Source organism: Sphingomonas sp. 66-10, from assembly GCF_001897045.1.
In the GTDB taxonomy this organism is placed as follows: Bacteria; Pseudomonadota; Alphaproteobacteria; order Sphingomonadales; family Sphingomonadaceae; genus Sphingomonas; species Sphingomonas lycopersici.
Map to the genome: position 1 here is coordinate 1 of NZ_MKRR01000136.1, position 22,743 is coordinate 22,743.

A 22,743-nucleotide genomic window follows, 5' to 3' on the forward strand; every position below is an offset into this window, starting at 1 on the left:
CAATCGGGATCGCGCGATCTCGCAAACCTCGTAACAACCCCGGCGCTTCCGGCCAGGGTTGAAGACTATCCCAGGAGGTGACGAGATTCTCGGCGGCCTTTGCCGCGACACCCGTCTCGAGCGCGGCCTCGCGCACAAGATCCTCATAGGGCCGATACGCGCCGCATCCATAAGTCAGCGCAAGATAGGCGCGCCGCCAGCGCATCCCGTCATCCGCGCGGCCCGCGGCGCGATTCCAAAGCGACCATGAATCCAGCAGCGCGGTGAGGAGATCGAACATGACGGCCTCGACGGGCTCTTGCGACATTTGCTTATCTGACACTTTCTCGGCACCAATAGATTGGACGGCTGATCGGTATCAGCGACTGCCGCCGGCAGGCTAATGCCGATAGCGAGAGATTCTATGCTAGCCCGCGCGCTGGCGCATCGAGATCGTGTCGAGAGCGCCCGACTGCATTGCGGCGTGATCAATCGACGGCAAGAGTCCAAAAAGACTCCGCTGCGGGCGATTGACGCGCGCGCGGCCGATATAGTCGCAAATCGACCGGAATATCCCACTGCTCGCCACCCGCCCGAACCAATATCCCTCGTTCCAGCTCATCCCCAACGATGCTGAGGGGAAGCCAGGCCATGCCGGTCCCTTCCTTCACCATGCGAGCGAGGACCAACGTGTGCGAGGTGAACACGTTGTTGTAGGTAATGGCTTCCGGGCTCTTCGCCGTCATCGCCGATACAATGCGACCCATGCCCGAGGTCGGCCCATATGCCAGCAGGTTGACCGCGCCATCCGCCAGCGGATGAAGCGCCGTCATTTCCGTCTTGTGTGGGGCGCTGACCGGTACGAGCCTGTCATTGCCGAGGGATGCGAACTGAAAGCCGGTGCCATCGAGCGCGGATCGAGCATCAGGATGATGATGACAAAGACAGAATTGGGCCTTTCCATCGAGCATCATCTTTTCCGATGCGTCCATATTGTCCGCCGTCATCTGAATCAGCAAAGGCGCGTCGGTCCGCGCCTGTAGCGACGCGAGCCATTGCGGAAAAAACGACAAAGCTAACGCATGCGTGACGAGAATCTTGACCGTCGAGGCCGATGTACCGGCTATTTCCTGCACTTCCTGTCGCCCATGCTCAATATCGCGCAGAACGGCCTCGGCGATCACCGCGAAGCGCTTGCCGGCCGGCGTCATCGTGATCTGGTGCGTGCGCCGATCGACGAGCTCCACCGACAGCCATTCTTCAAGCGCGCGAATACGACGACTGAACGCTGGTTGCGTGACATTGCGCGAGGCCGCCGCCCTTGAGAAATTCCCAAGGCGCGTGAGCGCGATAAAGTCTCCCAGCCACGCAAATTCCACGAATCTACCCTATAAGCGTGCCCATGATGACCCTAGCGTTCTTCATCGTTTCCGTCATTGTCGTCGGTTATCGCTCGCCGGCGACCGCCTCGGAATAGTCGATCGTGACGCTCGTAACTCGGCCGGCGAGGACATCGTCCGCCGCCATGTCGATCCGTTTGAATTGATTGCGTTCGTGCATCTGAACCTGGTCCGTCAGGTGGATCGTCCCATGTCTTGCGGGGTCGATGAACTGATTTTGCCCGCCCGCCTCGGTGATCGAATAGAGCGCGGGATGCGCCGGCGCCAATTCCATCATGCCGACCCATTCCTCGCCGCCGTTCAATGTCACCATCTTCGGCCCGAGCCCGAGTTCCGCCCAGAGCGCGTTGCTCCGCTCATCGTCGTTCGGCAGCGGCGGCCGTTCGGGGTCCTCGGCCTGATCGGTGAAATATTTCCAGAAAACCGGCATCCGCCACGCCGTCATCGGTTGCGCCGGAAAGCGTGACGCGACCTCGGCGATCGTCCGTCGCACCGTCTCCGCGACGACCTCGTCGCGGGGGCGGCCGTGGAAATAGTCGAATTTGACCGGCGCGCCGGCCGCCGCGCCCTTCAGCGTCCGATACAGCAGGCCGGTCTGATATTTGAGATAGCGATCGGCATCGATCTTCTTCCACCAATCGCCCATGTCGCGATCGAACAGCATCGCCGGCGCGATCTCCAGCCAGGCGCGGAACAGCGTAAGCCCCGGACTGTCGTAGCGGCCGTCGCCGTCGCGATCCTCGTAGCGCCCGTTCCACGACAGCATCAGGCCGACCGCCTCGGCGATCGTCGGATCGTGTGCCGCCGCGGCGCGCAGTGCCGGCGCGAAGAAGTCGGGCGACGTCTGGGTGCGATCGCGCGCGCCCATCGCGTTCCAGATCTGGCGGTTATACTCGGCCATGTCGAGCAGGGTCGCCGCGCGCGCCGCGGTGCCGAGGTGATTGCCCAGCCATGTGCGGAAGGTGGCGCCGATCCGCGCCTCGTCGCCTTCGCGTGACCAGATTGTCGGCTTGCTGTTCCAGCTGTGGATATAGCCCTGCTTGGGATCGAGCATATGCGGCCGCTCGGCAACCGCGAGAAAACCCTGCCAATCATAGTCGCCGGTGCCGGGGGTCGGCAGGCGGGGATCGGTGCCGGGGGCGCGCTTGGGCTGGAGGCCGGTTTCCCAAAAGCCGATCCGGCCGTCCTCGTCGCCGTAGCAAATTCCGAAATCGGTCGACAGTCGCGCTACCGCCTGGTCGAATTCGCCGAGCGATCTCGCGCGTTGCATGTCGACCAGGCCGACCCAATTGTCGATCTCATGCCCGCGCTCGGCATAGCTTTGCGTGTAGGCGACGTGATGCGGTTTGTCCCAGGCGACGACCGGCCCGTGGATCGTCCGCGCCGCTTCGTGGATCACCGGCGCGGCGCCCTTTACCGCGATACGCTCCCGACGGCGCTGCATCGTGCGCCATTGCCCCCGATACCAGTAACGATAGGGATTTTTCGGGTCGAGCTTCTCGGCGAACGTATCGGTGCTGTCGGAAACGCCCGAGGTCACCAGCCAGCCGTGGCGCGGGCCGCGCCCCATGATCGGCACGCCCCATGCCGGCGTGGTGAAGCCCGCGCTATCGAACCCGCCGCCATGCAGATGGATTTCCGGGCCGTCGGCGGTCGCCTCCATCATCAGCACCTTGCCGCTGGCCGATTTTTGCGGGCCGATGACGAGGCAGCGGCTGTGATCGCGGCTGGGTGCGGCGGGAATCGACACCGGCCCGGCGGTGCCGTCGGGCAACAGGCTGAGATAGGTGGCGACAGGCAACGGCCGGGCGGGCGCGCGATCCTCTCCCGCCGGGATCGCGGTCGGCGATTCCGGATCGCTCACCGGGACGACATCGTCGAAGATGTCGCGGCCTGCCGTCACCCCGTGCTGCTGGATCATCGCGGTCAGGAAGGTGAGGTTGGTGACCTCATTGCCCTCGCGGCTGCGCGGAAAAGCGGCGATCATCGCGAGGAAGTCGAGCAACGACCAGCGCGCCGGTTTCACCCCCCATTGGATGAACTGATAGGGCGTCTTGTGCGCAGGATCGCGCTCGATCTCGGCGATCGCGTGATTGATGCCGTCGACATAGGCCTGCATCATCCGCCGATATTCGTCGGGCGCCGCGCGATACATGCGAAGCAGTTCGGCGGCGTCGAGCAGTCGATCGCGCGAGATGACGTCGGATTGCACCGCCGATGGCCCGAGCACTTCGGCGGTCCGCCCCAGCGCGCGGCGGCGTGCCAGTTCCATGTCGGCCAGGCGATCCTGCGCGAGGGCATAGCCTGCGCCGAACAGCACCGCTTCGGATGTCGCGGCAAAGACATGCGGCACGCCCATCGCGTCGCGATCGATCCGGGCGGGTTGCGGCGCGGCCTCGCTGGCCGCGCCGGCCGGCGTGCCGATCGCGACCGCGCTCAGCACCAGCGCCGAGAGCATCTTGCGCCGCATCGATCCGCCTCGGCGGGCCGCCCCCATTTTAGAAATCCCTGCGGATCGAAAGGCTGCTGATCCGCGGCCGGATCAGATAATAATCGGCGTAGCCAGCCGCCCCGGTACCGGTGGTGAAATAGGAATAAGCGGCCGAAGAGATTCCCTTGCTGTTAAAGATATTGCTCGCCGCGAGGCCGATTTCCCAGCCGTCACGCGCTGCCTTCACGCGTAGATCGACGGTCGTATAAGCGGGAAGCATCAGGTCGTTGTCGATCTGCGCTCGTCGCGATCCGGTATAATTGACCAGCGCCGACCAGGTAAGTCTCGAATCAAGCGGCCCGGCCATCTCGAACTGCGGTTCGAAATTCGCCTGAATCCTTGCGGTACCGGGCAGGCGCGTGCCGGCCGGGACGATGAAATTGCCGGTGAAGCCGCCGGCGACGTCGGTGGCGAAATTGCGCGTGCTCTGCAGATCCGCGCCGGTCTTGGCGTCGATATAGGTGAAGGTGCCGTTGAGCCTCAGCCCGGCGACCGGCCGCCATTGGCTGCTGATCTCGACGCCCTTCGATGTTGCGCTGCCGACGTTCGAGACGATCAGGAAGCCGTTCTGATCGGCGGTCGTGACCTGCGGGTTCTTCCAGTCGATATAGAAACCGGCGAGATCGAAGGTGAAGTTCCGGGCGGGTTCGAGCCGCACCCCGGCTTCGTAATTCCACAGATTGTCCGATTTGTATGTCGGATTGCCCGGCGTCGAACTGATACCGCCGAAGCGATAGCCTTTCGAGGCGGAAGCATAGAAGATCGCTTCGCGGCTCAGATGATAGCGTACCTGGAACTTGGGCGTGAACCCGCTTTCGGAATAATGGTAATTCTTCGACTTCGCGGCAGAGATCATCGCCTGGGCGTTGGTCGTCCGATAGTCGACGCTGGTATTGAACCAGCGCCCGCCGGCGCCAAGTTCCAGATTCCCGAAATCGAGATTGACTTCACCGAACAAAGCCCGCTCTTCCGCCTTGCCGTCGCGGTGGACGTCGAAGAACAAATCGCCGAAGACGGGGTCGTTCGCGCCGGTCAGCGTCACATCCTGGATGCGATGGAAATTGACGTTCTGGCCGAACGCGCCGACCAGCCAGTTGAACACGCCCTTTTCGGCCGACGCGATCCGGAACTCCTGCGATATGCCGTTCGAGCGCCGGAACTCGATGTTGCGCGCCTCCTTGACGTTCGGAAACGGCCCGACCCCGAACCCCACGACCGACGACACGTCGATACCGATCGTCGCGTCGGGCACCAGCAACCGGGTGAGGTCGCCATCGAGATTGCGTTCCTTGGTCTGATGCGCGGTCAGCGACGTCAGCTTGATCGGACCGAGGATGTAATTGATCTCGAGCTTCGCCAGGCCGAACTTCGACCTGTACGAACTCGGGCGAGGTGAGGAATAATAATAGACATCGGGGCCGATCGAGGCGGACGTATCGTCCTGGTGCGATTCCTGATAAATATAGAGGCCGTCGATCGTCAGGTTATCGGTCGGTTTGAACAGGATGAGCGCGCGCCCGCCCTTCACCGTGCGACCGTTGACGTTGGTTTTCCCGGTGCCGATATTGTCGATATAGGCAGGGTCCGATTGATATTGCCCGTCGACGCGGATCGCCAGCACGTCGCGAATGATCGGCAGGGTCAGCGCGGCATAGCCGGATGCGCGGGTATTGCCGCCGTTCGCCGAATCGAGCGTTCCGAGGATCGACCCGCCGACGCGATCGAGCTCGGGCTTCTTGAACGTATAGTTCACCGCGCCGCCGAGCGAGCCGGAACCATAAAGCGCGCCCTGCGGGCCGCGCATCACCTTGACGCTGTCGAGGTCGAAAGCGGCGAGATCGGGGGTCGAGATATATTGGAACGGATCGGTGAACGGGATGTCCTCGATATAGATGCCGGTCGGCAACTGGCCGGTGCTGGTATTGTCGGACGAGGTATTGGTGCCGATGCCGCGGATCGTCAGCATCGCGCCGTCGGCGGAGCCCTTGTTGAACTGGACGCCGGGCGCGAGCTTGAAGATATCCTCCGCATCCTTGGCGCCGATATCGGTCAATTCCTTCGCGCCGAGCACATTGACCGTGCCGGCGACGTCGCGAAGATTCTGCAGGCGCTTGCCGATCACGGTCACCTCGGGCGCATCCTGCGCCGGGCTCGAATCCGTCGCCGCGCCGCTGGTCTGCGCGACCAGCGGCGCGCCCGAGACGGTGCAAAGCGCGACGATGGCTACCCGCGCCGCCAAGCGCGCGCGTGCGCCGATATCCCGATCATCGTCCATCGCTTACCCTCCCTTTTCCCGGTTCCGTTATCGGATCCCGGTCTTTGATTTCGAGCGCGTCTGTGACCGCACCTTTGACCCGACGCCTTAATGATCGGGAGGCGAGCAAGCCAATGTCGACTTCGGATCAAACTATAAGCGGTCCGCATAACCAACGACGTAGTCGGTGAGCCGAGCGGTTCGGCCGGGGACGGCGCCTTTCGGCAGATGTAAAATCGCGATGAATCTCATCAAGTGCTTGATTTATATAGCAATATTGAACGGCCGTGACCGACCGGCTCCGTCGTTTAGGGCGCCGTGACCCCGCGTCCGAACACGGATGGCTTTCGTGCCGCCACCGCTGTTGACCGGACGCGCGCCCGTGGGGGCCTTGTCCTGGGGCGCAGGGCAGATTAGCATTACTGAGATCGCAGTTTGTGCGCCCGTTGAGCGCGAGCGCTGCGTCGTTCCATCGGAAAATAGAGAGAGGGGAAATCGATGAGCGGACCTTCATTCGGCGCATCCCGACGCCTGCGCGGCGGGCTGATGGCGGGTATCTTGATCGCCGCCAGCCCGGCCATCGCCGGCGCGCAGCAGGCGCCGACAACGGCCGGGGCACTGTTCCAGCCGATGGATATCTTCCGGCTCGCGCAAGCCGCCGAGCCGCAGATCGCGCCCGACGGGGCGACGATCGCTTATGTCCGCATGACGAACGACATCACCATTGATGACGCGAAGCAGACGATCAGGCTGCTCGATCGCCGATCCGGCAACCAGCGGCAGATCGCGACGACCGCGATCGACGCGGCGCAGCCGCGCTGGTGCGGCGACGGGCGGCGGCTCGCCTTCACCGCCCGGCCAACAGGCGAGGAGCGCGGCATCTTCGTCCACGAGCCGGCATCGGCGCGAACGCGGCGCATCGCGACGCTGCCGAGCGCGGCGTCGGCGATCAGCTGGTCGCCCGATTGCACGCGCATCGCCTTTGTCATGCACGCTTATGCGCCGGCGCCGACATTGGGCACGCCGTTGAACAAGCCCGCCGGTGCCGATTGGGCGCCGCCGCTGCGCGTGATTACGCGCGCGACCTATCATAAGGATGGCAAGGGGCTGACCCCGCCGGGTTACGATCATATCTTCGTCGTGCCGAGCAACGGCGGTGCCGTGCGCCAGGTGACGAGCGGCGATTACGACGATGCCGGCGCGCTGTCCTGGTCCCCCGACGGCCGCTCCTTATTGTTCACCTCGCTCCGCGAAGCCGATGCCGATCGCGCGATTTACCGCAGCGCAATCTATCGTGTCGGGGTCGACGGCGGCGCGCCGGAACGTCTCACGTCATTGGACGGGCCGCTCCACGCCGCGGCTTATTCGCCCGACGGACGGACGATCGCCTTCACCGGTTTCGACGATCGCAAGCGCCGCACCTATGAGGATCGCCATATCTATCTCATGCCCGCCGAGGGCGGCGAAGCGCGCGCGCTGACCGGTGCGATCGATCGCAGCTTCGACGAGCCGATATGGGCGGCGGACGGGCGCGCGCTTTATGCGCTTCTGGACGACCGCGGCGTTCGCAAGGTCGCCCGGATCACGCTCGACGGCACCGTCACGACCCTCGGCGAAGGCGTCGCCGACAGCGGGCTCGATCTGCCCTATTGCGGCGGGTCCTTCACGGTTTCGCGTGACGGGACGATCGCTTTTCCGCAAGGCGATCCCGGTCATCCTGGCGAGGTGGCGATCGCTGCCGGCGGCAAGACGACGCGGCTGACCGCGCTCAACGACGCGCTTCTCAAGACCCGCGTGCTCGGCGCGCTTTCGCCGCTCGCGGTGAAGGCCAATGACGGCACGCCGATCGATGCGTGGCTGATGACCCCGCCGCATTTCGATCCCTCGCGCAAATATCCGCTGATCCTTGAGATCCACGGCGGACCGACGCTGAGCTACGGCCCCTATTTCTCGACCGACGACCAATTATATGCGGCGGCCGGCTATGTCGTCGTCTACGCCAATGCACGCGGATCGGCGACCTATGGCGCCGCCTTCGCCAATGCGATCGACCGCGATTATCCGGGCGTCGATTACGATGATCAGATGCGCGTCGTCGATGCCGCGATCGCCCGGGGCTTTGTCGATCCCGACCGCCTGTTCGTCACCGGCGGATCGGCGGGTGGGGTGATGACCGCCTGGATGGTGGGCAAGACCGATCGTTTCCGCGCCGCGGTGTCGCAACGACCGGTGATGAACTGGACCAGCCTGGCGCTGATGTCCGACAGCGGATCCAAGATGATGAGCAATTGGATCGGGACGACGCCGTGGGAAAATCCCGAGGCCTTCTGGCGCCATTCGCCGCTGTCGCTGGTCGGCAACGTCAAGACCCCGACGCTGCTGATCGCGGGCGAGAACGATATCCGCACCCCTTTCGGCGAGGCCGCGCAATATTATGGCGCGCTGCAATTTCGCGGGGTGCCGACCGGGCTGGTGACGGTGCCGGGGGCCTTCCACGAGCTCGCCGCGCGGCCGAGCCATGCCGCCGCCAAGGCCGAGGCGGTCCTTGCCTGGTTCGCGCGGTTCGATCGCCCGATCGGGCATTGACGCCGCAACGCTTGGGGAAGTTTCGGCGCCTCCCCAAGCGACCTTGCCGTCAAGCCGGTTCCTGCGCCTAGTCCGCTCGCTTCGATCCCGCGCGGATCATGTTCCAGAAACGCTCGACCGAGGGCGATCGCCGCGCGCGCGGGCGATAGAGCCGGATCTCGATCGGGACGTCCCATTGTTCGCCCCCGGCGCGGGCGAGCCGGCCGCTCTCCAGATCGGGGCCGGCAAGGCTGAGCGGGGCCCAGGTAACCCCGCGGCCGTCGCGCGCCATCGTCAGCAACCCATTGGCGAGATGCGACCGGAACACCGGCTTGAGGATCGCACCGCCCGAGATCAGCGTCTGCGACGCCTGGAGGATCCGCCCCATCCCCGACCGGCTTTCGAATTCCAGATAGGGCAGCGGTGCTTCGTGACTGCCCGGCAGTTGATTGAGCGGCTTGCCATCGGCGTCGGCGCCGGTGACCGGCAGCAGCAAATCCTGCCCGATATGGATCGAGGAAAAGCCGCTCGGATCGAGGCGGTTGGTCGCCGCAGGATGATCGTGGCAAAGCAGGAAATCGGCCCGCCCCTCGAGCATATAGCGCTCGCAGGCGACCATATGATCGGCGATCAACGTGATCGTGCCGAATCCGGCTTCGTCCTCGAGCGACTGCAGCCACGCCGGAAAGAAGGTCACCGACAGCGCGTGCGTCGCCGCGAAGCGCAATTCGCTGATCCGCGCGCTGCCGATCTCCTTCGCCTCGTCGCGGCCGATCGCCAGCCTCCGGGAAACCTCCTCGGCGACGAGCCGGAACGCGTTGCCGGCTTCGGTCAGCGCGATCCTATGGGTGTCGCGATCGACCAAGGTGACGCCGACCCAGTCTTCCAATGATCGGATGCGACGGCTGAAGGCCGGTTGGCTGAGATTGCGCGCCGCGGCGGCACGCGAAAAATTGCTTTCGCTCGCGAGCGCGAGAAAGTCTTCCAACCACAACAGGTCCATCTCCGCACGCCCCGCATGAATTGATCGAAATGCAGCATTGGCCGCATCGCTTCAACGCATCCTAAGAGCTCGCCGCGGACGAGGATCGGGAGACATCGGGCTATGGCCGGCAGGCGGACATTGTACGACAAGATAATCGATCGTCACAAGGTCATGAGCATCAACCATGTCCGCGGCCACGGTGAATCGCTGCTGCTCTATGTCGATCGCACCGTGCTCAACGAATATACCAGCCCGCAGGCGTTCAGCGGGCTGCGCGACGCGGGGCGCGGAGTGTGGCGGCCCGAAACCGCGCTCGGCGTCATCGACCATGTCAATTCGACCGCACCGGTTCGCGACAATTGCAGCGCGGACCGCGGCGCCGCACGGCAGATGGCCTATTTCATCGAGAATGGCCGGGAATTCGGGATCGAGATTTATGACGTGCTGCACCCGTTGCAGGGGATCGAGCATGTCGTGCTGCCCGATATCGGCTGGGTGACGCCCGGGCTGGTGATCGCGGCGGGGGACAGCCACACCACTACTTATGGCGCGTTCGGCTCGGTCGGCTTCGGGATCGGCACCTCGGACATCGAGCATCTGCTCGCGACGCAATGCCTGGTCTATCATCGGTTGAAGACGATGCGCGCCGGCGTCGACGGGCTGCTCGCGCCGGGCGTCACCGCCAAGGACCTGATCATGGCGCTGATCCGCCGGATCGGCGCGAGCGGCGCGAGCGGCCATGCGCTGGAATTCACCGGCGAGGCGATATCGGCGATGGGGGTCGAAGAGCGGATGACGATCTGCAACATGGCGGTGGAATGCGGCGCCCGTGTCGCGCTGGTCGAGCCCGATGCGAAAGTTCGCACCTATATGGCCGGACGCCCGCGCTCGATCGCCCCGCATCATCTCGATCGCGCGGCGGCGCTATGGGCGGATCTCCGCAGCGATGCCGATGCGCGCTTCGACGCCGAGATCCGGCTGGACGCCGCCACGGTCGCGCCGATGGTGACATGGGGCACCAGCCCCGATCAGGCCGCGACGATCGACGGGCATGTTCCCGATCCCGGCTCGCTGCGCGGCGCCGAGGCCAGCGCCGCGCGGCAGGCGATCGATTATATGGGGCTTGTGCCGGGCATGGCGCTGGCGGACATTCGCGTCGACCGGGCGTTTATCGGCTCGTGTACCAATGCGCGATTGTCCGATCTTCGCGACGCGGCGCGGGTGCTGAAGGGGCGGAAAGTCGCCGATGGCGTGCGCGCGATCGTATCGCCGGGCAGCTCGACCGTCAGGCGGGAGGCCGAGGCGGAGGGGCTCGACCGGATCTTCATCGCGGCGGGCTTCGAGTGGCGCCAGTCGGGCTGCTCGATGTGCCTGGCGATGAACGACGACGTGCTGGCGCCGGGCGAACGCTGCGCATCGAGCACCAACCGCAATTTCGAAGGCCGACAGGGGAGCGGCGGTCGCACCCATCTGATGAGCCCGGCGATGGTCGCGGCGGCGGCGGTCCGCGGTCGGCTGGCCGACGTTCGCGACTTCGGCGCCGTTCGATGACCGTCTTCGAGGTCGTAGACGGGATCGCGGCGGCGATGCCCGCGGCCAATATCGATACCGACGTCATCATGCCCAAGGTCTTCCTCAAGGGCATCGATCGCAGCGGTCTCGCCGCCGGCCTGTTCCACGATTTGCGGTTCGACGATCAGGGGCGGCCGCGCCCCGATTTCGTGCTCAACCGGCCCGATCATGCGGGTGCGCGCTTTCTTCTGGTCGGGCCCAATTTCGGTTGCGGCTCGTCGCGCGAACATGCCGTCTGGGGATTGCGGCAATTTGGCATCAGGGCATTGATCGGCACCAGCTTTGCCGGGATATTCGCGGACAATGCCGCGAACAACGGCCTCCTGCTCGTGTCGCTGGCGCCCGATCGGCTGATGCCGTTGATGGCGGCAGCCGAGGCCGGGCCGCTGTCGCTCGAAATCGATCTGACCGACCAGCATATCCGCTATCCGGGCGGCGACTTGCATTTCGAGGTCGACGAGCGGTTGCGCCATAGCCTGATGTCGGGTCTCGACCGGATCGGCGAGACCCTGACCCATGCCGAGCGCATACGCGCGTTCGAGCGCGATTATCTGGGGGAGCGCCCATGGCTGGCAGAGAGATGATGAAGGTCACGGGTCACCCCGAGATCATGCCGGGGTTCGCCTGGTACGATGTCGATGCCGATGGCGTGCGGATCCGCGCCTGCATCGGCGGTTCGGGGCCGCCCTTGCTGCTGCTCCACGGGCATCCGCAGACGCATTTGACGTGGCACAAGGTCGCGCCCGCGCTGGCGCGCGACTTCACCGTCGTCGCGACCGATCTGCGCGGCTATGGCGACAGCGCCAAGCCCGCGGGCGGCGTCGATCATATCGGCTATTCCAAGCGCATGATGGCGGCGGATCAGGTCGCGGTGATGCGCGCCCTCGGGTTCGAACGCTTTGATCTCGTCGGCCATGATCGTGGCGGCCGCGCCGCGCATCGGCTGGCGCTCGATCATCCCGATGCCGTCGCGCGGCTGGTGCTGATCGATATCGCGCCGACCGCGACGATGTACGATGCGACCGACAAGGCATTCGCCAGCCGCTATTTCTGGTGGTTCTTCCTGATCCAGCCTTACGATTTGCCCGAACGGCTGATCGCCGCCGATCCCGATTATTTCCTCGACCGGCATATCGCCGGGCAGATCAAGGTTGAGGGCGCGGTCGATCCGCGCGTCATGGCCGAATACCGGCGCTGCTATGCCGATCCCGCCACCCGCCACGCGATTTGCGAGGATTATCGCGCGGCGTTCGGCATCGATCTCAGCCATGATGCGGCGGATGCCGATCACCGGATCGAGGCGCCGGTGCTCGCGCTCTGGGGCGCGCGGGGAACCGTCGGCGCGCTGTTCGACGTCGTCGCCACATGGCGGGAGAAAGCGCGCGACGTTCGCGGCTTCGCGCTCGACTGCGGCCATTCGCCGCAAGAGGAATGTCCCGACGTCCTGATCGCGGCGCTGCGCGGCTTTCTCGGCCGGGATTCGGGCGGGGCATGATTTGATCCGCTAATCGCATTGGCAATCGCCCCCGCCGCGCGGCAGGCCATGATCGCGCACCGGCGAATTTGGGGAGTGGGGCTTTTGCACGCAGTGGCGCCGTTGGCGGATTTCCGGAAGCGGCGGCCGCTCTACGCGCGGCTCTATTTCCAGGTATTGGTCGCCGCAATGCTGGGCGTCGCGCTCGGCCATTTCGCGCCGGATACGGGCGCCGCCCTGCGCCCGCTGGGCGAGCTTTTCATCAAATTGGTCCGGATGATGATCGCGCCGATCGTCTTCGTGACGGTCGTCACCGGGATCGCAGGGCTCGGTAATTTGCGCGAGGCGGGGCGACTCGGGCTTAAGGCGATCCTCTATTTTGAATTGGTCTCGACCCTCGCGCTGGTAATCGGGCTGATTGTTGGCAATCTCGTCCAGCCCGGTCACGGATTGAACATCGATCCGCGCTCGCTCGACAGCAATGCGGTGGCGAGCTTCGTGCGTGCCGGCGAGCAGATGAGCTCGGTCGGCTTTCTGTTCCATATCGTGCCCGACAGCCTGCTCGGCGCGCTCGCTTCCGGCGAGATCCTGCAGGTGCTGTTGGTCGCTATCCTGCTCGGTGCGGTCCTCGCCGGATCGGGGCAAGGCGACGGCGCGATCGTTCGGTTGCTCGAGGAAGCCGGCGAGGCATTGTTCGGGATGATCGGCGCGATCATGTATCTCGCGCCGGTCGGCGCCTTTGGCGCCCTGGCCTTCACCGTCGGCAAATATGGCGTGGGGGCGTTGCAGCAGCTCGGGATGCTGATCGTCTGCTTTTATGCGACCGCGCTGATCTTCATCGTCGGCGTGCTCGGGCTGATCGCCCGGGCGAGCGGCTTCAGCCTGTGGCGGCTGCTCGTCTATCTCAAGGACGAGATCGTCCTCGTACTTGGCACCTCGACCTCGGAAAGCGCGCTGCCGCGATTGATGGAGAAGCTCGAACGATTGGGCGTCGCGCCGCCGGTCGTCCGGCTGGTGGTGCCGACCGGTTATTCGTTCAATCTCGACGGGATCGCCATCTATCTCACGATGGCGTCGCTGTTCATCGCGCAGGCGCTCAACGTCCCGCTCTCGATCGGCGAGCAGATCGGCCTGCTGCTGGTGCTGCTGCTGACCTCGAAGGGGGCGGCGGCGGTGACCGGCGGCGGGTTCATCACCCTGGCCGCGACCTTGTCATCGACGCATACCTTGCCGGTCGCCGGCCTCGCCTTGCTCCTCGGCATCGATCGCTTCATGTCCGAAGCCCGCGCGATCACCAACATGATCGGCAATGCGGTGGCCTGCCTTGCCGTCGCGCGGTGGGAGGGCGCCGTCGACCAGCAGCGGATGCGATCGATGCTTCACGGCGGCGATCTCGACGCATCGACGCGATAACAGCGCAATTGTAGCGGAAGAAGACGTCAGCGGCCGCAACGTGGCCGCTGCCGCTGACGTTTTGCATCGAGCGCACGAATCTTGTCGATCTGGATCAAGGATAGCCGGCTGGCATTCCGTCTCAGCATCTGCAAGGTAACGCATCCGTAAAAGGAGCGATTCTCGTGTATTGTGAGGAGCTTGGAGAGGAGTGCGTGGCGGGTGCGGATACGCTGCTCGCGCTGGCGGAGCGTGTCGAAGCAGCGGGCGCGCCGGATCGTAATCTGGACGAGGAAATCGCGGTTGCGATCCTGTGGCGGCCCTCCGGCGTCTGCGAGGCCGCGGGCACGATTCCCTGGTGGCTGACGGCGTCCTTCGGCATTCCGGACTATACCGCGTCGCTCGACGCCGCGATGAAACTCGTGCCGGGCGGCTGGCGTTGGACGGTGACGGATTATCAGGGCGCGGCGCCGGCGCGCGCGATATTGGGCGACGATAGCATCATCTGCACTGCGACGACGCCGGCGCTCGCGCTCACCGCCGCTTGCCTCCGCGCCCGCGCGCGGGGCGGCCGATAAGCGGACGACAATTTTAGCGTCTAAGCCGGCCGCTCGCCCATCGTCATCCGCACCAGCCCCTGCATCTGGTCGTCGAACCGGGCGAGCGTCGGCGGTGCGTCGGCGGTCGCGAAATGGGTGACGATCCCCCCCTCGCCCCAGCGGTGGAGCGCATAGCCCGGCGCATCGGCAATCACCATCGCGCGATCGTCGGGGGCTTCCGGGTCCATCGGGCGCAGATCGAGCGCGAGTTGCGGCGCGCTCGACGAGCAGACCGCGATCGTCGTCCCGCGCCACGGCGCGACGATCGCGCGGTGGATATGGCCGCACACGATCCCCGCGACATTGTCGCGCCCCGCGATCGCCGCGGCGAAGCGCGCGACCCACGGTTCCTCGGGATGGGTGTTCATCCAGTCGATGCCGACCTCGACCGGGGGGTGGTGCATCATGATCAGCGTCGGGGTGGCACGATCTGCGTCGAGCGTCGCCGCGAGCCACGCGGCGCGACGCGCGCAAAAGGCGCCGCCGTGGCGCCCCGGTTCGAGCGTATCGATCACCACGATGCGGCGTCCCGCGAGCGGGACGACATATTGGATGAAACCGTCCTCGGTCGACACCTGCGGGAAATGCGCGGCGAGACTGGCGCGGTCGTCGTGGTTGCCGACGCACGGCCACACCGGAAAATCGCACCGCGCCAGCGCATCGGCGAGCCGGGCATAGCTGGCCGCATCGCCGTTATCGGTGAGGTCGCCGGATAGCAGCAGCAGGTCGGGGCGGTTGGGACCGGTGGTGAGGGCGTCGAGTACGCGATCGAGCCGGATGCGGTTGAGCTCGTCCGCGTTGCCGGGATCGAACCCGAGATGGATATCGGTCACCTGCGCGATCAGCATGATCCCGTGCCCCTCATGTCGCGTGGCGGCTCCTTTTCGGCCGGTCCGCATCTTCGCGTTTCGTGCGCAGCGTCGCGGGCACCCAAGGGGCGCCGTCGCCGGCGTGATAGCTGTGGCACATCGCGCAGCTCGACGGCACCGCGGCCTTCGACTGCTCGCCGCCGTGGCAGGTGCGGCAGGTGGCGATGCCCGGGAGCAGCAGATCGGTCGCCGCGCTGGATTTGGGTGCGGCGTGGCAGCTTTCGCATTTTTCGGTGCGGTGCGCGGCGTGATCGAACCAGCCGTTCATCATATAGCGCATCGGCTGGTTGACCGGGGTGATCCGCCACGTCGTCGCGCCATTGCTGCCCGGCGGGGTCACGACATGGCAATCGTAACAGGCGCCGCCCTTGGAAAAGACCGCGCGGATCGCGGCGTCGGCGTTGCCCGGCCGTGTCGCCGCCGCGCCGAAATAGGCATGATAGATCCGCCCCTCGGCATAATCGCCCGGCCGCCGCCGGGCCATCCCGCCGAGTTCGATCGGGCGGGCGGGGGCAGTCGAGCGGTAATAAGCGCGCAGATCGGCGATCACCTGGTCGGGCTGGCCGTGGCGCAACGTCCGCATCGTTCCGCCGATCGTCTCGAAGGAGAGGCTGTGACACATCTTGCAATCGCGCTCCATGTCGACCGGCAGGAAGCGCGTGCCGTCGGCGGTCGGCTTGTGGCAATCCTGGCAGGCGAGCGCATCGCCGAAACCGTGCTCGGCACGCATCGTCCGCGCCATCTTCGCCACCCCGCCGGTGGCGGAAAGGTGGATGTCGTGCGGGAATTTGAGCCCGTCGTCGCTCGTGATCGGCTGGTCGAGCGATTTGCGCTCGAAGGTCGGGTGCTTGCCGGGGACGGTCTCGACCAGCGGGCGGAATTGCGGGTGCGCGGTGCCGAAATCGCGCGCATCGGCGAGGCTGGTGTCCTTCAGCCGATCCTTGAGCGAGCCGTGGCAATCGGTGCAGAACGCCTGCGGGGTCGGCTGCATCGGCCCGGCGCCCTCATGCTCGCGGTGGCAATCGACGCAGGCGCCGGCGGGGGGCTTGTTGAAGGCATGCGCGACCTTGGCGAGCAACTGCCCGCCCAGCCCCGGGGTTTCGCGCGCCAGCGCGAGGCGGCCGGCCGGGGCATGATCGTGCGCATCCTTGTGGCAGGCGATACAGGCATTGTCGCGCACCGAGACGAACGCTTCCCGGTGGCACGCCTCGCATTGCCCCTCCAGCGCGTGATGCGCCTTGCTCAGCGGACCGGGGGTCCACGCCTTGTCGCCGATGATGCGGTCTGCGCCGGGCGGGGCATGGGCGGGGCGGGTCGCGACGCTCCAGATCGGCACGACGAGGAAGCCGATCAGGATCGCGAGCGCCGCGCTCCACGCGGTCAGCCTTTTGCCGGGGATCAGCCCGCGGAGCGAGAAAGCGGTCGCCTCCTCGCGATCGGCCGATGCCTCGGACAGCGCATCGACGCGGCGGATCGTGAGGACCGTTGCGCCGTCTTCGTCGGCCGAGACCGCGATGCGATGTCCGCCGAAGCGCAGTTCGGCGCCGATCGCGGGGTCAATCTCGGCACGCAGCGTCGTGCGGCCGTCGACATCGAACCCCAATGTTCCGGTCGCGCGGACGCGGATCGTCCGCGCGTCGACCTGTTCGATCCGCGCGTGATCGGCATCGAGCGCGAGGTCGGGGAGGTGGATGTCGCTCTCCGCCGCGCGGCCGAGCGAGAGCTGCGGCCTGGCGATCGTCGTGCTGCGCACGATCTCGCGGCCGTCGGCGGTAAGGCTGATCTGGCGGACGATGAAGCTCACGCGCTCACCAGTAGAAAAAGACGCTGACGATATGCGCGGTGAGCGCGGCGAGCAGCGCGAAGGTCGCCGGGACATGGACGTAGAGCCAGATCTCCAGCAACGCCTTGAGCTTCAGGTGGCGGCGCAGCCGCGCCAGCATCGCGCGCTTGCGTTCGAGCAGGGCGTCGATCCGTTCGAGCGGGTCGTTCCCGGTATCGGGCCGGTCCCCGGTCCAGCGGCGCAGCGCGGCCTGCGCGCGCGCGGTGCCGCAGCGCGGATAATTGCCCGAAAGCCGCGCGACGATGCCGCCGCCGAACGGATCGTCGTCGAGCGACAGCCGCACCAGGGCCGCCTGATCGTGCGGCAGCGGCTGCGCGGCATCGTGGAGCTGGCGATCGATCGCGCGGATCGCGTCGAGCATCTGCCCCTGCGTCATCTCGGCGCGGTTGTTGCTCAGCGCGGCGGGGAGCGCGGCATAAAAGATGATGCCGACGATCCCCGAGGCGATCACCAGCAACATCAGCGCATAAGCGAGCGTATGGACGTTCCAGCCGAGCTGGAAACCGGTGTGCAAGGTCGCGACGACGATCAGACTGAGCCCGAGATAGACGTGCGCCGAGGTCCAGGCCTTGAGTGACCAGCGCCCCGCGGTCATCGCGCGCTTGCGCACCCCGAGCAGGGTCAGCCACAGGATCAGCAGCGCGCCGATCGTGCCGAGCGTATAGCCGTACCAGCTCCCGCCATTGTGATGCGGGGTGACGTCGATCAGCAGATAGCTGGCGATACAGGCGAGGCACAGCAGCAGCGCGATCTTGAGCCAGCGGAAGCGCGCGTGACGCAGGAAACCGTCGTGGAGCACGGCGCCGCGATCGCGGCGCGCGGGAACGCGGGTGGGGGCGGCGGTCGCCACTATTTTGCCTCCCGTCCGAGCCGCGCGACGGTGAGGAAATCCTCCGGCGCAACGCGGATCGCCGCGCCGGTCGGGCAGGCGCGGACGCAGGCCGGGCCGCCGTCGATCCCCGAGCACATGTCGCATTTGATCGCCTTCTTGGGCTTTTCGACCCCCGGCTCGGCGTGCTTGTAGCGCCATTTCTTGGAGGGCTCGCCCGGCCCCGGCCCCCGGCCGAACAGCAGCCATTGCAGCAGCCCGGGCTTTTCGGGCGGCACGCTGTCCATGCGGATCACGCCATAGGGGCAGTTGCGCTGGCAATTGCCGCAGCCGATGCAGGTCTCGTCGATGAATACCTCGCCATCGGGGCCGCGGTGGATCGCATTGGGCGGGCAATCGGCCATGCAGTGCGGATGTTCGCAATGCCGGCACGAGGTGGGGACGTGGAGATGCGCATAGGTGCGCCCCGCCTCGCGATCGAGCCGGGAGAGCCCTTCGTGGCTGTCGGCGCACGCCTTTTCGCAATTGTCGCAGCCGACGCACAGATTCTCGTCGATCAGCAGCACGTCGGTCGCTTCGCCGATGCCGTTGTCGACGAGGAATTTGGCGGTTTCCGAATACATGTCGACGACGGTCGAGAAACTATGCTTGCGGCTCTCGACGAAGGCGTTGACGTCCTGCCGCGCGGCCATGTCGCGCCGCGCGCGTTCGAGCAGAGCGGGCTTGGCCGCCATCAGCCGCGCGAAGGCATCGCCGTTGAGCCGGATCACCTCCGACCGGACCGTCGCGCGAACGGTGGCGGTGCGCGGCGTCCCCGCGATCAGCGCCATTTCCCCGACATAGCTGCCCGCGGGGAGATAGGAGAGGAAGACATTCTTCCCCCCGATCTTCTTCTCGACGATCATCGATCCGACGCGGATGACATAGATGTCGTTGCCGGCATCGCCTTCGTTGAGGATCGTCTCGCCCGCCTTCACCGTCAGGATCTCGGCGGTATCGAGCACTTCGGCGACATCGGCCGGATTGAGCCCCGCGCCGAACATCTGGAGCAATTGCCGCTCGGTCGAGATGCGCGTGATCGCGCGCTTGGCCGGCGGGTTGGACGACATGAGTTTCAGCGCCGCGGTGCGCGACACCTCGACCATGATCGACGCCTCGCCGGCGCGGATCGTCGCGCCGCGCCGCCGGCCGGAGATCAGCCCGACCTCGCCGAAGATCGACCCCTGGTCGATCGGCACCTCGACGCCGGGCGCGACCTCGACCAACGCCCGCCCGCGCGCCACCCCGAACAAGGACGAGCCGGGCGCGTGCTTCTCGAAGATCACCTCGCCCGCGCGATAGGCGCGCACCTCGCTGTCGAGCATGAACTCGCGCATCTGCAGCGGCGATAGCCCTTCGAGGATCGAGACATTGCTGCGGAGGAATTCGAGCCATTCGGAAACGCTGCGCTTCTCGGGCAGGCTGGCGAATTTGGCGGCGAGGATCGGCTCGTCGGCGGGCTTCAGCTCGGTGTTGCCGTTGATGAACTCGACGACATCATAGCCCTGGTTCATGCAATGTTTGATCAGCGGATAGCCGGCGAGCGCGCCGATCACGAAAATCCCCGGCGCGGTGCTTTCGAACATCGGGGAGAGCCGCGGGAAGGCGAGCCGGTCGCCGCTGGTGAATTCGATCCCGCACGATTCGACGAAGCCGCGCGGCGGCGCCGATCCCATCCGCGCGATCACGCGGTCGCATTTCAGCTTCACCTCGCCGTCGCGCGTATCGAGCGTGATCTGCCCCGGCTCGATCTTCGAGGTGGTGCTTTCGGTGAGGATCGTGACGCGCCCCGCTTCGCTCGCGGCGATCAGCGCCTTGACGTTGGCGCCCTTGGCGGTCGCGAATTCGGCCGAGCGATTGACGAGCGTAACGACATTGCCCTGCGCCTCGTCGGCAGCGAGCCCCAGCGCATTCTCGATCCCCGCATCGCCCCCGCCGATCACGAAGATATGCTCGTCATTATAAGCGGCGGGATCGTCGAGCTGATATTGGACGTGGGGCAGATCGGCGCCGTCGCAGCGCATCAGATTGGGATTGCCCTGCGTGCCAATCGCGAGGATCACGGCATCGGCGACGATCTCGCGCCCGTCGGTCAGGGTCAGGCGATAAGGCGGGGCGTGCCGCTGGATCTCGCGCGTCTCGCTGGTGCCGTCGCGTTTGCGCTCGACGATCTTGTGGATGCTGCCGGGGATCGCGTCTCCGGTGCCGGCGATCGCCTTCACCTCGGCGTTATAGGCGACGTCGATGCCTCGTTCGGCGGCCTGATCGTTCCACCGGCCGAGGATCGCCTCGCGCTTGCCCGCGCCGAAATCCATGTCCGAGCGCAGCACGAGCTGGCTCGGGGTGGCCATCACATGCTTGCCCTTCTGATATTTGTAGATCGTATCGGAAAGGTGATCGGTCTTTTCGAGCAGCAGGTGCGACAGCCCCAATTGCGCCGCCCGCGCGGCCGCGCTCAGCCCGGCCGGCCCCGATCCGACGATCGCGATGCGCACGCGCTCACCCAACGGTCTATCCCCCCGATCCGTTCACATGCTTCGGGTAGTTTCCCGATCGAATGCGGCCCCGTGCGTCGGTCTATCATTTTGATCGCGCTAGGCTAGATACGGATTGTCTTAACGTTGCGTTGCCTTTGGGGGATCGGGGAGATGGCGGGCTGGAGCTTCGGGCGCGTCGCGCTGGCCTGCGGGATCGGGGCGGCGCTCGGGTCGATCGGCTATAATGCGCTGCGCAACCGCCCTGCGCCGGTCGAGGCGATTCCGGCCACCACCCCGGCCGCGGCGGATCCCGAGGAGGCGCTGCGCCAGCTCAAGGCGCGGGTCGCCGCCAACCCCGGCGATGTCGAGGCGTGGCAGAAGCTCGGCTGGAGCCATTTCGAGGCGGGGCGTTATGGCGAGGCGGCCGATGCCTATCGCCGCGCGACCAGCCTTGCGCCGGGCAATGCGACCTTGTGGTCGTCGCTGGGCGAGGCGGTGGTGATGGCGAGCGCGCACGACCCGATGCCGCCCGAGGCGTCGGCGGCGTTCGACAAAGCGGTCGCGATCGACGCGAAGGAGCCGCGCGCGCGCTATTTCCTCGCGGTACGCAAGGATCTCGCCAAGGATCATGCGGGCGCGATCCGTGACTGGCTGGCGCTGCTCGCCGATACCCCGCCGGGGGCGCCGTGGGAGGCCGATCTGCGCCGCACGATCGAGCAGGTCGGGCGGATCAACCATATCGATGTCGCGGCGCGGCTGGCGGCGGTGAAGCCGGTCGCGCCGCACGCGATGGACCTCCCGGTGTCGGCTGGCGCGGCGATCCCCGGCCCGACCCCGGCGCAGATGCGCGCGGCGGCGGGGCTGCCCAAGGATCAGCAGGATTCGATGGTCGCGGGGATGGTCGCGAGCCTTGAGGCGAAGCTCGATGCCAATCCCGGCAATGTCGACGGCTGGATCATGCTGATGCGCAGCCGGATGACGCTGGGCGAGCGCGACAAGGCCAAGGCGGCCTATGCCGCGGCGCGCGCCGCCAATCCCGCGCAATCGGCGCAGCTGGCCGAGGCGGCGCGGGCGCTGGGGGTGCCGGGGGCATAATCGCGCGTCAGGTGAAGCGTTTGGCGCCCGCGACGCACAGGATGACGATCGCGGTCGAGGCGATCATGCTCCACGCCACCGGCTCGCCGAGCACCACGCCGGCGAGCAGCAGCCCGAAGAACGGCTGGAGCAGCTGGAGCTGGCCGACCCCGGCGATCCCGCCGAGCGCGAGCCCGCGATACCAGAAGACGAAGCCGAGCATCATCGAGAACAGCGAGACATAGGCGAGCCCGGCATAGGCGTGCCAGCCGATCCCGTGCCAATGCGCGGGGAGGGTGGCGAGCGCGATCACCGCCATGACCGGCAGCGAGACGAGCAGCGCCCAGCTGATCACCTGCCACCCGCCGAGCCGCCGCGAGAGCGTCGCGCCTTCGGCATAGCCGAGTCCGCACAACAGGATCGCCGCGACCATCAGCAGGTCGCCGGTCAGCGATCCGCCGCCGCCATTGTAGAGCGCGAACCCCGTCACCGCCGCGGCGCCCGCGATCGAGAAGATCCAGAAGGCGGGTTTGGGCCGCTCGCCGCCGCGCAGCACCGCGAAGATCGCGGTGGCGAGCGGGAGCAGCCCGACGAAGACGACCGAATGCGCCGCGGTGATATGGCGGAGCGCGACGCCGGTGAGCAGCGGAAAGCCGACGACCACCCCGATCGCGACGATCGCGAGCGGGATCAGGTCGCCGCGCGCCGGGCGGCGCTGGCGCAGCGCGAGGAGGAAGGTCGCGCCGAGCAATGCGGCGATCACCGCGCGCGCCGAGGTGACGAACAACGGCGTGAAATCCAGCACCGCGACGCGCGTCGCCGGCAGCGACCCGCTGAAGATGATCACGCCCAGCAGCCCGCTGCCCCAACCGGCGGTGGTTCTTTCCATAGATCCTCGCTT

The 22,743-nt window shown here is 66.3% G+C and carries 17 protein-coding genes; 7 read left to right on the top strand and 10 right to left on the bottom strand.

Annotated elements, in window-relative coordinates:
- The 4 genes from BGN95_RS18095 to BGN95_RS18110 all read right to left on the bottom strand — a co-directional run.
- On the bottom strand, positions 1 to 280 hold a 280-nt coding region (locus BGN95_RS18095; protein ID WP_286773544.1), incomplete at its 3' end, for an HAD family hydrolase.
- 187 nt (positions 281 to 467) lie between these two features.
- Positions 468 to 1,358 (bottom strand): LysR family transcriptional regulator, encoded by an 891-nt coding sequence (locus BGN95_RS18100; protein ID WP_286773545.1) that lies wholly within the window; start codon positions 1,356 to 1,358, stop codon positions 468 to 470.
- A gap of 67 nt (positions 1,359 to 1,425) precedes the next feature.
- Positions 1,426 to 3,849: a penicillin acylase family protein gene (locus BGN95_RS18105; RefSeq protein ID WP_286773546.1), complete on the bottom strand. Its 2,424-nt coding sequence runs from the start codon at positions 3,847 to 3,849 to the stop codon at positions 1,426 to 1,428.
- 28 nt (positions 3,850 to 3,877) lie between these two features.
- Positions 3,878 to 6,145 carry a TonB-dependent receptor gene (locus BGN95_RS18110; RefSeq protein ID WP_286773547.1) on the bottom strand — a complete coding sequence of 756 codons (2,268 nt, stop codon included), beginning with the start codon at positions 6,143 to 6,145 and terminating at the stop codon, positions 3,878 to 3,880.
- A 477-nt stretch (positions 6,146 to 6,622) separates the two neighbouring features.
- Between BGN95_RS18110 and BGN95_RS18115 the strand changes: the two genes are divergently transcribed.
- On the top strand, positions 6,623 to 8,710 hold the full coding sequence (locus BGN95_RS18115; protein ID WP_286773548.1) for a S9 family peptidase: 2,088 nt from the start codon (positions 6,623 to 6,625) through the stop codon (positions 8,708 to 8,710).
- A gap of 67 nt (positions 8,711 to 8,777) precedes the next feature.
- Here the strand turns inward: BGN95_RS18115 and BGN95_RS18120 are convergent, their stop codons facing one another.
- Entirely contained in the window at positions 8,778 to 9,692 is a 915-nt protein-coding gene (locus tag BGN95_RS18120) for a LysR substrate-binding domain-containing protein (protein ID WP_286773549.1), read from the bottom strand.
- Positions 9,693 to 9,794: 102 nt separating this feature from the next.
- On the opposite strand from BGN95_RS18120, the gene leuC reads away from it, so the two are divergent.
- From leuC to BGN95_RS18145, 5 genes are all read left to right on the top strand, one after another.
- Positions 9,795 to 11,225 (top strand): 3-isopropylmalate dehydratase large subunit, encoded by a 1,431-nt coding sequence (gene leuC / locus BGN95_RS18125; protein ID WP_286773550.1) that lies wholly within the window; start codon positions 9,795 to 9,797, stop codon positions 11,223 to 11,225.
- Complete coding sequence (leuD, locus tag BGN95_RS18130) at positions 11,222 to 11,830, top strand: 3-isopropylmalate dehydratase small subunit (protein WP_265311710.1); 609 nt, start codon at positions 11,222 to 11,224, stop codon at positions 11,828 to 11,830. The genes leuC and leuD overlap by 4 nt, the downstream gene beginning before the upstream one ends.
- A complete protein-coding gene (locus BGN95_RS18135) occupies positions 11,812 to 12,741 on the top strand; it encodes an alpha/beta fold hydrolase (RefSeq protein ID WP_286773551.1) in 930 nt (309 codons plus the stop codon). Before leuD ends, BGN95_RS18135 begins: the two co-directional genes overlap by 19 nt.
- A gap of 102 nt (positions 12,742 to 12,843) precedes the next feature.
- The gene (dctA, locus tag BGN95_RS18140) at positions 12,844 to 14,133 is read left to right on the top strand and encodes a C4-dicarboxylate transporter DctA (RefSeq protein ID WP_286773552.1); all 1,290 of its coding nucleotides are present in this window, start codon (positions 12,844 to 12,846) and stop codon (positions 14,131 to 14,133) included.
- A 194-nt stretch (positions 14,134 to 14,327) separates the two neighbouring features.
- Complete coding sequence (locus BGN95_RS18145) at positions 14,328 to 14,690, top strand: hypothetical protein (RefSeq protein WP_286773553.1); 363 nt, start codon at positions 14,328 to 14,330, stop codon at positions 14,688 to 14,690.
- Positions 14,691 to 14,710: 20 nt separating this feature from the next.
- Here the strand turns inward: BGN95_RS18145 and BGN95_RS18150 are convergent, their stop codons facing one another.
- The 4 genes from BGN95_RS18150 to BGN95_RS18165 are packed head-to-tail and all read right to left on the bottom strand — an operon-like array spanning position 14,711 to position 20,798.
- The gene (locus BGN95_RS18150) at positions 14,711 to 15,559 is read right to left on the bottom strand and encodes a phosphodiesterase (RefSeq protein ID WP_286773554.1); all 849 of its coding nucleotides are present in this window, start codon (positions 15,557 to 15,559) and stop codon (positions 14,711 to 14,713) included.
- A gap of 13 nt (positions 15,560 to 15,572) precedes the next feature.
- Complete coding sequence (locus BGN95_RS18155) at positions 15,573 to 17,384, bottom strand: cytochrome c3 family protein (protein ID WP_286773555.1); 1,812 nt, start codon at positions 17,382 to 17,384, stop codon at positions 15,573 to 15,575.
- Between the two features lie 4 nt (positions 17,385 to 17,388).
- Positions 17,389 to 18,273 (bottom strand): hypothetical protein, encoded by an 885-nt coding sequence (locus BGN95_RS18160; protein WP_286773556.1) that lies wholly within the window; start codon positions 18,271 to 18,273, stop codon positions 17,389 to 17,391.
- Positions 18,273 to 20,798 carry a cyclic nucleotide-binding domain-containing protein gene (locus BGN95_RS18165; protein ID WP_286773557.1) on the bottom strand — a complete coding sequence of 842 codons (2,526 nt, stop codon included), beginning with the start codon at positions 20,796 to 20,798 and terminating at the stop codon, positions 18,273 to 18,275. Before BGN95_RS18165 ends, BGN95_RS18160 begins: the two co-directional genes overlap by 1 nt.
- A 141-nt stretch (positions 20,799 to 20,939) precedes the next feature.
- On the opposite strand from BGN95_RS18165, the gene BGN95_RS18170 reads away from it, so the two are divergent.
- Positions 20,940 to 21,863 carry a tetratricopeptide repeat protein gene (locus BGN95_RS18170; protein ID WP_265311702.1) on the top strand — a complete coding sequence of 308 codons (924 nt, stop codon included), beginning with the start codon at positions 20,940 to 20,942 and terminating at the stop codon, positions 21,861 to 21,863.
- Positions 21,864 to 21,870: 7 nt separating this feature from the next.
- Here the strand turns inward: BGN95_RS18170 and BGN95_RS18175 are convergent, their stop codons facing one another.
- On the bottom strand, positions 21,871 to 22,731 hold the full coding sequence (locus tag BGN95_RS18175) for a DMT family transporter (RefSeq protein ID WP_179514419.1): 861 nt from the start codon (positions 22,729 to 22,731) through the stop codon (positions 21,871 to 21,873).
- Positions 22,732 to 22,743: the final 12 nt, after the last annotated feature.